The sequence below is a fragment of the Lysobacter terrestris genome, from assembly GCF_014489475.1.
Lineage (GTDB): Bacteria > Pseudomonadota > Gammaproteobacteria > Xanthomonadales > Xanthomonadaceae > Agrilutibacter > Agrilutibacter terrestris.
Genome location: NZ_CP060820.1, coordinates 1873855 through 1886797 on the forward strand (window position 1 = coordinate 1873855; position 12943 = coordinate 1886797).

The 12943-nt window shown below is 69.4% G+C and carries 2 protein-coding genes; both read left to right on the forward strand.

Translation table 11 applies throughout. The features are described from left to right. Positions 1–40 precede the first annotated feature (40 nt). On the forward strand, positions 41–7546 hold the full coding sequence (locus H8B22_RS08640) for an isopeptide-forming domain-containing fimbrial protein (protein ID WP_187711043.1): 7506 nt from the start codon (positions 41–43) through the stop codon (positions 7544–7546). 20 nt (positions 7547–7566) lie between these two features. Next, positions 7567–12834 (forward strand): OmpA family protein, encoded by a 5268-nt coding sequence (locus H8B22_RS08645; protein WP_187711044.1) that lies wholly within the window; start codon positions 7567–7569, stop codon positions 12832–12834. The last annotated feature ends 109 nt before the right edge of the window (positions 12835–12943 follow it).

Below are 12943 nucleotides of genomic sequence, written 5' to 3' on the forward strand. Positions count from 1 at the left end.
GGTCCGTCGGTGGCTTCACCGCACGCGAATGGAGTAGGGCATGGGGTTCGAACGGAATACGCGAAGCACGGCAGCAGGCAAGCGCTGGGTCGTCCGGCTGTGCGCCCTGTTGATGCTGCTCGGCATGTCGTTTGGGGCGTACGCGCAGTCCGTCAAATGCTCCGACTTCGGCGGCGTGCTGGACGGCAGCGCGCCCGGCGCGGTCAACCCGAGCCAGCTCGAGATCGACACGCTGGTGTGCATCGTCCGCAACTACCCGCGCTCCGCGTACCCGCCGGATGGCTTCATCGCCAACCTCCAGTACAAGCCCGGCCAGGAAAAGCTGGTCATCTTCGACAACGTCTACTGGAGCGGCAACATCGCCTGCAACGACGTGCAGGGCAACAAGATCTGGTTCGTCAACTCGGACGTGCCGAAGTTCCGCGAGGACTGCCAGAACGTCCTGATCCCGGTCGAATCCATCAACAAGCGCGGCCCGGATTTCGCCGCCGTCGGCGTGCCCTTCAACTACCGGCTGCTGATCCCGGTGCTGATCGACCCGCAGACCGGCGCCGTCGTGCTCAACGGCGAGTCGAAGGACGACCTGCACGGCATCACCCTGTACGACAACATCGGCATCGATCCGGTCACCGTGAACGTCAACGGCCCGGACGACAACGATCCGAGCACACCGCCGATCCAGTATCCGGTGACGATTCCCGGCACCGGCGTCGACCTCAGCCTGGTCGGCACGCCGAGCGTGCGCTGGTGCACCGACCTGTCGTGCACGGCGCTGGGCGCGGAGATCGGTCCGAACATCGTCGTCAACGCGAACGGGCTGGTCGAGTTCCACTTCCCGCCGGGCTTCATCCTGCCCAAGGGCGGGCGGCTCGCGATCGACGTGACCGTGGTCCTCGACGACAACCCGGCGGTGAACACGCTCGGCAAGAGCTTCGTCAATACCGCGATCTGGCAGTTCGGGCGCCTCATCGACGGCACGTTCTACAACCCGCTGCCGGGCGAGAACGGCGTGTCCAATCCGGCGGTGATCGCCGGGCCCAACCTGGTCGTCAACAAGACCGGTAGCGCGGCGCTCGGCAGCGCAGGCCTGAACCTCGGCGAATGGGGCGATTTCAGCATCGACGCGGTGAACACCGGCCGGTTCGATGCGTGGAACGTCACCCTGCTCGACCGCCTGCCCGACGGACCCAACGGCGGCATGTGCGACATGACGCCGCAGATCACCTCCGTGCGCCTGGGCAGCACCACGCTGGCGCAGGGCACGCAGTACACCGTCGCGTACACCGCCGCGCCGACGTGCGAGCTGAGCATCGTCCTGCTCGATGCGGCCGGACCGGTCGCGCCGGGGCAGCACCTCGTCGTCGACTACCGCACCAAGCTCGACGCCAACAGCCAGAACGGGGTAACGCTCACCAACGTCGCCGGCGCGACGCGCTGGTACAACGACGACAGCGGCAATCCTGCGCGCGTCGAGATCGCCCGCGTGCTCACCGACGGCACCGTCGGTGTCGACGACCATGAAGACGCGCATTCGCTCGCGGTGCTGCTGTCGGGCTATTTCTACGAGAAGACCGTCCGCAACGTCACCAGCGGCGCCGATCCCGCGCGCACCGCGGTGCCGGGCGACGTGCTGCATTACACGCTGCGCCTGCAGGCGACGGATTCCAGCTTCACCGACGCGAGCTTCCGCGACCAGCTGCCGGCGGATTTCGTGCCGGGCTCGCTGGCGTTCACCTCGTTGCCGGCCGGCATCGTCAACAACAGCAATCCGGCCACCGGACTGATCGACCTGCGCAACATCGATGTCGCCGCAGGCAGCGAGGTGCGGGTCGAATTCAACGTCACCCTGCTGTCGACGCTGGCCCACGGCCACCTCGTCATCAACCAGGCGCAGCTGCTCAGCAGCAGCGGCAGCTTCCTCGCGGACAGCGACGATCCCACCGTCAACGGCCAGGCCGATCCCGATCCCGCCGTGGACGACGAGGACCCCACCGTCGTGCGCATCTCCGCGCCGCCGGTGCCGCCGACCAAGGCACTGCTGTCGCCGGCCAACGGCGAAGCCACGATCGGCCAGGAGCTCGTCTACCGCATCGCCGTGCCCGGCCAGCCGCGCAACGCGCCGATGCATGACGTGCAGGTGCTCGATGCGCTCAACGCCAACCTCGAGTACGTGAGCGCGACGGTGAGCGTCGGCGGCGTGATCAACGGCGCGGGCGTGGTCAACACCAGCACCGCCGCGCAGGTGTCGATCGCGATCGACCGGATCGCGGCGGGCCAGCAGGCCTTCGTCGACGTGCGCGTGCGCGTGCGCAACGTGATGGGCGCGCAGCAGGGCGTGGACGTCGACAACACCGCTGCAATCACCTGGGCGGAAACCGGTGGCGGCACGCGTGAACCGGGCCAGGTCACCAATCCGGTCGCCTTCAACATCGTCGAACCGACGCTGACGATCGCCAAGACCGCCGACCGCGCCACCGCGGTCGCCAACGATGTCATCCGCTACACGATCACCCTCACCGCCGCGAGCGGCACCGATGCCTCGGGCGCGTTCGACGTAGCGCTGACCGACACGCTGAGTCCGGGCCTGGTGTACGCCGGCAATCCGGTGGTCACCGGCACCGGCAACACGCTGGGCGCGCCGGTCGTGACCGGCGACGGCAGCGCAGGTGCGCCGCAGGCGCTGGCGTGGAGCCTGGCCGACGGCAACGCCAGCATCGACATGCCCGAAGGCAGCTCGGTGCAGGTTTCGTACGACGTGCGCGTGCTCGCCGGCGTGCTCGCCGACCAGCAGCTCACCAACACCGCGGTCGCGCGCTGGACCGGCCTCGACGCCGCCAACGCCAACGAGCGCACCGGCGCCGATGGCGCAGGCCAGCTCAATGACTATGTGACCGCGCCGGTGTCCACCACCGTGACCACCCCGGGTGCGCGTCCGGCCAAGCAGCTGGTCGCACCGGCGACGGGCCTGGCGACCATCGGCCAGGAGGTCACCTACTCGATCACCGTGCCGAGCGCGCCCAGCAGCGCGACGTTGTACGACGTCGCGGTCACCGACGTGCTCGATGGCAACCTCGAATTCGTCGGCGCCACCGTCACCGGCGTGGGCGGCGCATCGAGCGCGGCCAGCACCGCGACGCAGATGAACGTCGCCATCCCGCAGATCCCCGCGGGCCAGCAGGCGACGATCGAGCTGCGCGCGCGCGTGCGCAACCTCGCGACCGCGCAGCAGGGCGTGGTGGTCAGCAATACCGCGTCGTACACCTATGCCAAGACCGCGGGCGGTACCGCGGTTGCGCCGCTGGTGAGCCCGGCGGCGACGTTCACCATCGTCGAGCCGACGATCACCGTCGCCAAGACCGGCGACAGGACCGGCGCGAAGGGCGGTGACATCGTGCGCTACACCGTCACCCTGACGGCGGCCGCGGATGCGAACGCGTCCGATGCCTTCGATCTGCGCCTGGTCGATACGCTGGCGCCGGGTCTGGAATACGTCGGCAACCCGACCGTGACCGGCGCCGGTAGCACCATCGCCGCACCGCAGGTCACCGGCACCGGCAGCGCTGCCGCGCCGTACGTGCTTACGTGGAGCACGACGGCCGGCAATGCCGACGTCAACGTGCCCAAGGGCGCGTCGGTGCAGGTCAGCTACGACGTGCGCGTGCAGGCCAACGTCCCGGCGCTGACCACGCTCATCAACAGCGTGGTCGTGGACTGGACCGGCCTCGACGGCGCCAGCACCTACGAACGCCACGGCAACGGTTGCCCCGCGATCACCGCACCCAACGACTACTGCGCCGGCCCGGCGAGCCATTCGCTGCTCACCGATCCGCCGCGCCTCGACTTCAGCAAGACCGTGGTCACGCCGACGCCCGCGCATCCGGGCGACGTGGTCCAGTACCGCCTGCAGCTGCGCAACCTCAGCAACGTCAGCGCCGCCGGCCTCTCGCTGGTCGACGAAATCGACGCGCTCAACGATCCGGCGAAGTTCGTGCCGGGCACGCTGGCGCTGGTCGGCACGCTGCCTGCCGGTGCGAGCAACAACACCAACGCCACCGGCGGCGCCAAGGGCACCGGCCGCATCGACATCGGCAACCTCACGCTGGGTGCGGCGGGCAGCGGTGCGGACACCGTGGTCATCGAGTACCGCGTGCAGCTGGTGCCGGTGATCGCCAACGGCACCGTCGTCCTCAACCAGGCGCGTGCGCAGTTCGGCACGGCGCTGATCGCGCTCAGCGACGATCCGGGCGTCAACGGCCCGGCCAACCCGGATGTCGCCGGCGACGAGGATCCGACCCGCCTGCCGATCGACTCGGCCCCGCAACTGGTCGTGCAGAAGACCTCGGCCTACCTCGGCGCGGATCCGTCCGCGCTGATGGCCGGCGACACGCTGCGGTACACCATCACCGTGCGCAACATCGGCACCGACCATGCGCATGGCGTGGTCCTGCGCGACCTGGTGCCGGCGAACACCACCTACGTCGCCGGCAGCACCGCGCTCAACGGCGTGGCCGTGGCCGATGGCGCCAACGGCTCGCCGCTGATCAACGGCATCGCGATTACCTCGCCCGCGGAAACCACGGCCGGCGTGGTCCGCGCCGACAACCCCGCCGACGCCGCGGCCAACGTCGCCACGATCACCTTCAACGTGGTCGTCGACGCGGATGCGGCCGACGGCACCGTCATCGCCAACCAGGCCTTCGTCACCGGCACCGACGTCGCGGGCGAAGTGCCGTCCGACGATCCGCGCACGCCGATCATCAACGACCCGACCCGCGACGTGGTCGGCAACGTGGCGCTGCTGTACGCCGACAAGGCCGCGGTGTTGCGCATCGACGGCGGCACCCCGGGCGTCGTCGAACCGCTCGACACGCTGCGCTACACCATCCGCATCTACAACAACGGCAAGGCGCCGGCCACGCAGGTGATGCTGCGCGACGACGTGCCGCAGCACACCACGTGGGTGGCGAATTCGCTCACCGTGAACGGCCAGCCCGTGGGCCAGCCGGACGGCGGCGTGTCGCCGCTGATCGCCGGCATCGCCATCGGCACGCTCAATCCGGGCGAGGTGGCGACCGTGCAGTTCGACCTGCAGGTCAACGCCGGTACCGCCAACGGCACGCTGATCGTCAACCAGGCACGCGTCCTCGGCAGCGGACAGCCACCGCTGCTGACCGACGGCGACGGCAACCCGTCCACCGGCCCCGAGCCGACCGTGGTGGTCGTCGGTGGCACGCAGATGCTCACCATCAACAAGCAGGTGGCCGTGGTCGGCGGCGGCGCGGCATTGCCGGGCGCCGAACTCGAATACCTCGTGGTCGTGCGCAACATCGCGACCGTGCCCGCCACGCTGGTGCGCATCGTCGACGACCTCAACGCCACGGCGTCGGGCCAGCTCACCTACGTCAACGGCTCGGCCACGTTGAACGGCGGAACCGCGGGCATCAGCGTCGTCGGCCAGGCGATCACCGCCGATTACGCGGGTGCCCACGGCGATCTCGCCCCGGGGGCATCGGCGACGCTGCGCTTCCGCGCCATGCTCGCGTCCAATCTCGCGGCCGGCACGCGCGTGACCAACACCGGTGTCGTGAACTGGAACGCCCCGGCGCAGACCGCAAGCGCGAGCGTCGCCTTCGACGTCGGCGGCCGGATCGGCGTCGGCGTGCTCAGCGGCCGCGCCTGGCACGACGCCAACTTCAACCGCACGACGGACGCGGGCGAACGCGTGCTCGCCGGCTGGAATGTCGCGCTGTACCGCAACAGCCAGCTCGAACGCAGCACCGTCACCGACGCCAACGGCAACTGGCAGATCGCCAACGTGGCGCCGAACGCTGCCAGCACCGGCAGCATCGCGCCGGCCGCCGCGGGCGACGCGCTGGAACTCCGCTTCACCGCACCCGGCGCCACCGCGACCACGGCCAAGCTCGGCTACGCGCATTCGGTATTCAGCAACGACCTGCAGCGCATCCACGCGATCGTCGTGCAGTCCGGCAGCAGACTGCCCAACCTCAACCTGCCGATCGAACCCAACGGCGTCATCTACGAATCGATGAACCGTGGCGCCATCGCCGGCTCGCGCCTGCGCCTGCTCGATGCGGCCGGCGTGTCCGCATTGCCGGCCGCGTGCTTCGCCGATCCGGCGCAGCAGGGGCAGGTCACGCAGCAGGGCGGCTTCTACCGCTTCGACATCAACTTCGCCGACCCGATGTGCGCGTCGAGCGGCAGCTACGTGGTCGAAGTCGCGCCGCCGTCGACGGACTACATCGCCGGTGCCTCGGCGTTGATCCCGCCGATGTCGGATGCGACCACCGCTGCGTTCGTGGTGCCGACCTGCCCGGCCAGCCTGAACGACGCCGTGCCCGGCACGACCGAACGCTGCGAGGCGCAGGTCTCCGAGCTGGCGCCGCCGGTGTCGGTCCCGGCGCGCTCGGCCGGCACCACCTACCACCTGCACCTGCGCCTGGACGACTCGTCCATGCCGGGCAGCAGCCAGATGTTCAACAACCACATCCCGCTCGACCTCGACCTCGGCGAAGCGCTGTCGATCAGCAAGACCACGCCGATGAAGAACGTCGTGAAGGGCCAGCTGGTGCCGTACACCATCACCCTGCGCAACCTCTCCGGCCTGCAGCTGCGCGACGTGCGCGCCGTCGACTACTTCCCGGCGGGCTTCAAGTACGTGCCGGGTTCGGCGCGGGTCGACAACGTGCCGACCGAGCCGACCCAGAACGGCCGCCAGCTGACCTGGAGCGGCGTCGCGTTCGGCACCGCCGACGAGCACGTGATCACGTTGCTGCTGGCGGTCGGCGCCGGCGTGGGCGAAGGCGAGTTCACCAACCGCGCCCGGGTGTGGAACGGCCTCACCGATCGCCCGCTGTCGGGCGAAGCCAGCGCCACCGTGCGCGTGGTGCCGGATCCGACCTTCGATTGCACCGACGTGATCGGCAAGGTGTTCGACGACGCCAACCGCAACGGCACGCAGGACGACGGCGAAGGCGGCATCGGCGGCGTGCGCCTGGTGACCGCGCGCGGCCTGGCCGCGACCACCGACAAGCACGGCCGTTACCACATCACCTGCGCGGTGGTGCCGAACGAGGACCGCGGCAGCAACTTCGTGCTCAAGCTCGACGACCGCACGCTGCCCAGCGGCTACCGCCTCTCCACGCGCCAGACCGTGATCGCCCGCGCCACCCGCGGCAAGGCGCTGGGCATCGACTTCGGTGCCTCGGTGTTCCGCGTGGTGAGCCTGGATCTCACCGACGAGGTGTTCGAACACGACCGCGAGCAGCTGCGCCGCCACTGGGAGCCGCGCCTGCAGACGCTGATCGACGAACTGTCGACGGAACGCTCGGTGCTGCGCCTGACGTACCTGGCCGACCTCGAGTCCCCTGAGCTGGTCGAAGCACGCCTGGCCGCGATCAAGCAGAAGGTGATCGACGCATGGCCGGAAGCCGAAGCCGGCTACCCGCTCACCGTCGAGCAACAGACCTTCTGGCGCCGCGGCGCACCGGTGCAACGACCGGCCGGCAACCAGGAGGCGAGCAAGTGAACACGAGCCAGAAGAAGAACATGTTGACGAAAAACATGCGCACCCCGTTGCTCGCCCTGTGCCTGCTGACCGCCACCGCGGCGGCGCAGACGGTCGGGGAAGCGGCATCGATTGATGTGGCGGCGGGTGCGCCTTCCAGCGAAGCCACGGCCGCGGGCGACGCGGCCACGGCGGCGCAGGAGGCATCGGCCTCCGGTGGGGAAGCGACCGGGGCGGCCCCGACCGACGCGGAGTCCGCCGAGGAAGCGTCCGCCGGCGAGGAATCGTCGGGAGCAGCCGTCGACGAAGACCAGGCACCCAAGGACGCGCCGATCCGCGAATCGCTCGAACGCCACCTGCCCGGCGACGAAACCTTCCGCACGCTCGCACGCGACCCCAACGTCGCCACCGACCTGCGCGGCGACCGCGTCGAGAAGCAGCAGGTCGACGGCGAAGTGATAGACACGGTGAAGCTCACCGGGATCATCAAACCGCTGTACTTCGACTCGGGCGCGATCCGCATCCGCGACGAGGACATCGCCAAGATCCGCCGCGCGCTCGAATCGGTGCAGGGCAAGGCCAACGTGCGCCTGCACCTGGCCGGCCACGCCGACAACCAGCGCCTGTCGCCGGACCTGGCCGCGCGCTACGGCGACAACCAGGGCCTGTCGCGCGAGCGTGCGGGCGAAGTCGCCGAGCTGCTGCAGCGCGCGCTGACCCTGCCGCCCGAAGCCATCGCCTTCGAGGGCTATGGCGACACCAGGCCGGTCGCGAGCAACGGCTCGGACGCGGGCCGCGCCCGTAACCGCCGCGTCGAAGTCGAAGTCTGGTACGACGAGCCCAAGGTCGCGACCACCGAGAAGGACGTGGTCGTCACCGAGGAGTTCCGCCAGATCAAGGTCTGCCGCGTGCAGGAGCTGTGCCTGATGCGCTTCCAGGAAGGCAACGCGCGCCGCACGCGCGTGAACAACCTGGTCACCGCGTTGCACTACGGCGAGGAGGGCGTCGAGGTCACGCCGGAATTCGTCGAGCAGGTGCGCAAGGCCTTCGCCAACCTGCAGGGCAAGCAGAACGTGACCGCGAAGTTCATCGGCTACAGCGACGACATCGCACTGTCGGACCGCAACGCGCGCATCTACGGCGATGCGGTCGCGTTGTCGAAGGCGCGCGCGCACCGCACCGCGCTGGCCGTGCAGGAAGCCCTCGGCCTGCCCGCTGCATCGGTGCAGAGCGACGGCCGCGGCGCCACCACCTTCATCGGCGCGAACGACACGGCGCAGGGCCGCGCGCTCAATCGCCGCGTCGAAGTGCAGTTCTGGTACGACGACCCGATGCAGGAGCTGCCGGAAGGGCCGCAGATGTGCCCGGCGGAAGCCGACCACGAGATCGTCACCCGCATCCACCAGCCCAGCGGCGGCGAACTGCCGGTGCTGACGCTGGACGGCAGCGACATCGTCATCCCGGTCGGGATGACCGAGCGCCTGCGCAGTGCACTGGACGAGATCCGCGACCGCGACAACGCGCGCCTGCGCTTCATCGGCTACACCGGCAACGCGCGCCTCGATCGCCGCACCACGTCCGTCTACGAGGACGACATCGGCCTGTCGACGGCACGCGCGCGCCGCGCGATGGACACCGTCCGCAGCCTGATGCAGCTCGGCCCGGAACAGGTCGAACACGAGGGCCACGGCTTCGTGCAGGCCGCCGACGTCCCCAGCGAAGGCTTCGTGCAGGGCCCGGATTCCTACATCGAAGTGCAGGTCGTGTACGACGAGGAAGTGCTGCGCGACGACTACGAAGGCGTCGACATCACCCGCCTCAACCGCGAGCTGGCACCGGCCAATGCCTACGGCCTCAATCCGATGCACATCTCGGTGAACGGCAAGCCGCTCGACGATCCGGGCCGCAGCTCCGCCGACGTGCAGCGCTGCACCGACGTGGCGCTGGACGACGCCGGCATCCGCTTCCAGTTCGACGACCTCAAGGCCTCGCCGCGCCTGGCGGTGTCGGCGTCGCCGCAGGTCGCCACCGTCGACGAGCCCGTGCGCTTCCGCATGTACTCGAACTACAACGGCTTCATCGGCCGCGCCGAAGTCCGTGTCCTCGACAAGACTCAATCCACGCAGGCAACGCCGATCGCGGTGGTGACGCTGGATGCCAACGGCAATGGCGAATGGCAGCCGGCGATCGTGGACATCCCGGCGTCCGGGCGCGAGCTGCAATACGTGCTGCGCGCCTACGACGAGCAGGGCCGCTTCGACGAAACCAGCCCGCGCCCGTTGTGGCTGGTGAAGGCGAACGCCGACGGCAGCGTCGCCGACGTTCCCGCGATCGCCTCCACCGCCGGCGCACCGCCGCTGGCCGGTTACGGCGAAAGCCACATCGCGCGGCGCAACATCCGCATCGGCGCCAACACCGTCGCGGTGCGCGGCAGCGGCATCCCGCAGGGCCACACCGTGTGGGTGGCGGGCCGCGCGGTGCCGGTGGATGCCAACGGCGATTTCATCGCCGAGGAAATCCTGCCCGACGGCCTGCAGACGGTCGAAGTCGCGGTGCTCGATCCGCAAGGCAACGGCCAGGTCTACCTGCGCGACCTGGAGATGCGCAGCCGCGACCGCTTCCTCGTCGGCATCGCCGACGTGACCCTGGCCAGCAACAACACCAAGGGCCCGGCCGACCTGCTCGAGGGCGAGAACACCGCCTTCGAACGCAGTTCGTCGTTCTACGGGCGGCTGGCGTTCTTCGGCACCGAGAAGTTCGGCAACGGCTGGCGCCTCACCGCCAGCGCCGACACGCGCGAAGGTCCGATCAAGGACATCTTCGGCAACCTGCTCGACAAGGCGCCCGACGCGCTGTTCCGCCGCCTCGATCCGGACTACCACTACCCGACCTTCGGCGACGACGGCGTGGTCGAGGAGATGGCGCCGACGATGGGCAAGTTCTACCTGCGCGCCGAGCACGGCGACGACTTCGCCATGTGGGGCAACTTCCAGACCGACTACGCCAGCAACGAGATGGCCCAGGTCGATCGCGGCCTGTACGGCGCCAACGCGGAATGGAAGTCGGATACGACCACCACGTTCGGCGAGCGCCGCACCGTGGTCAGCGGTTTCGCCGCGGAGCCGGGCACGATCGGCGGCCGCGACGAGTTCCGCGGCACCGGCGGTTCGCTGTTCTACCTGCGCAACCAGGACATCCTCGGCGGTTCCGAGCGCCTGCGCATCGAGATGCGCGACAAGGATTCGCAATTGGTCACCGGCACGGTCGACCTGCGCCCGGGCCTCGACTACGACATCGACTACCTGCAGGGCCGCGTGCTGCTGTCGCAGCCGCTGTCGTCCACGGGCGGCGACAACATGCTGGTGCGCGACGGCGGCCTCTCCGGCGACGAGGCGTGGCTGGTGGCGCGCTACGAATACGCGCCGGGCTTCGACGAGATCGACACGCTGAGCACCGGTGGCCGCGCGCACATGTGGCTCAACGACCACGTCGGCCTCGGCCTCACCGGCAGCCGCAGCAGCGGCGATGCCGACGACAACAGCGTGCTCGGCGCCGACCTCACCCTGCGCAAGACCACCGACACGTGGCTCAAGCTGCAGGGCGGCCGCACCACGGGCCTGGTGTCGAACTCGCTGTTCTCGTACGACGGCGGCTTCGGCTTCACCGGCAACGATCCGGCCGCGTTCGACGGTGCGCAAGCCAGCAGCTACCGCGCGGACGTCAGCCTCGGCATCGGCGACGTGTTCCGGAACGGCAAGGGCCGGGTCACGCTGTACACGCAGTCGCAGGACGCGGGCTATTCGGCGCCGGGCCTGGCCACGGCGTCCGACCGCAGCTACTACGGCGGCACCGTGGACGTGCCGATCGGCGACAGGCTCAGCGTCGTCGGCAAGGCCGACCACCGCGAACAGGACGCGGGCCTCACGCTCGAGGCCGCCGAAATCAACGTCCGCTACCAGCTCGACGATCGCTGGAAGGTGGCGGCCGGCGTGCGCAACGACAAGCGCGAGGACCTGCGCACCACCGTGCCGCTCACCCAGGAGCAGGGCCAGCGCACCGATGCGGTGGTGCACGTGGGTTACGACTCCGCCGGCAAGTGGAACGCGTGGGGCTTCGCCCAGCAGACGCTGTCGAAGGACGGCGACCGCCAGGACAACGGCCGCGTCGGCACCGGTGGCGCGATGCGCATCGGCGAGAAACTGCGCGTGGAAGCCGAGGCCTCGGCCGGTGATCTCGGCCCGGGCGGACGCCTGGGCACCAGCTACATGGTCTCGGACAAGACCAGCCTGTACCTCAACTACGCGCTGGAAAACGAACGTGGCGACATCCTCAACGGCACCAACATCAGCGGCCAGCGCGGCAGCCTCGTCGGCGGCATGAAGCGGCGCCTCGTCGATGGCAGCACCCTCTACGCCGAAGAGCGTTACCAGGACGCCAACGAAGCCCGCGGCCTCACCCACGCCGCCGGCATGTCGCTGAACCTGGGCGAGCGCTGGACGCTGGGCGCGAACGCCGAACTGGGCACCCTGCAGGACAGCGACACCGCGGCCGAGACCGAACGCCGCGCCGGTGGCGTGCGCGTGGCCTACACCCTGGGGGCGACGCAGGTTTCCAGCGGCGTCGAGTACCGTGCCGACGACAGCGAGCAGGTCGACGCCACGCACGTGGAGCGCACCACCTGGCTGTTGCGCAACAACTTCAAGGTGCAGATGTCCGACGACTGGCGCCTGGTCGGCAAGTTCGACCACTCCAGGAGCGAGAGCTCGCAGGGCCAGTTCTACGACGGCAAGTACACCGAGGGCGTGGTCGGTTTCGGCTACCGCCCGGTGGCGAGCAACCGCCTCAACGCGCTGGCGAAGTACACCTACTTCTACAACGTGCCCACCACCGACCAGGTGACCCTCGCCGGCACCGCCGCGCAGTTCATCCAGAAGAGCCACATCGCCTCGGTGGACGCCAACTACGCGCTGACCCCGCGCTGGTCGGTGGGCGGCAAGTACGCCTACCGCCTGGGTTCGGTGAGCCTGGACCGCGAGAACCCGGAGTTCTTCGACAACCGCGCGCAACTGCTGATCCTGCGCACCGACCTGCGCCTGTTCGGCGACTACGAAGCACTGGTGGAAGCACGCAGGCTGCACCTGCCGGACATCGACGAATCGCGCAGCGGCATGCTGCTGGGCGTGTACCGATACTTCGGCGAACACGTGAAGGCCGGCGTGGGCTACAACTTCACCGACTTCTCGGAAAACCTCACCGACCTGAGCTATCGCCACCAGGGCGTGTTCGTGAACGTCGTCGGCGCGTTGTAGCGCCGGCGGCTGCGCGCGGCCCGCCGGCCGGTTCGCCAAGCACAAGGAGCCCCGCACCTGCGGGGTTTTTTGTGCGTCCTTCGCGCCGCGTCCGGCCCGGATGTCGATC

Coding starts and splice junctions, on each gene's coding strand:
- H8B22_RS08640 (WP_187711043.1), top strand. CDS start 41: ATGGGGTTCGAACGGAATACGCGAAGCACGGCAGCAGGCAAGCGCTGG.
- H8B22_RS08645 (WP_187711044.1), top strand. CDS start 7,567: ATGTTGACGAAAAACATGCGCACCCCGTTGCTCGCCCTGTGCCTGCTG.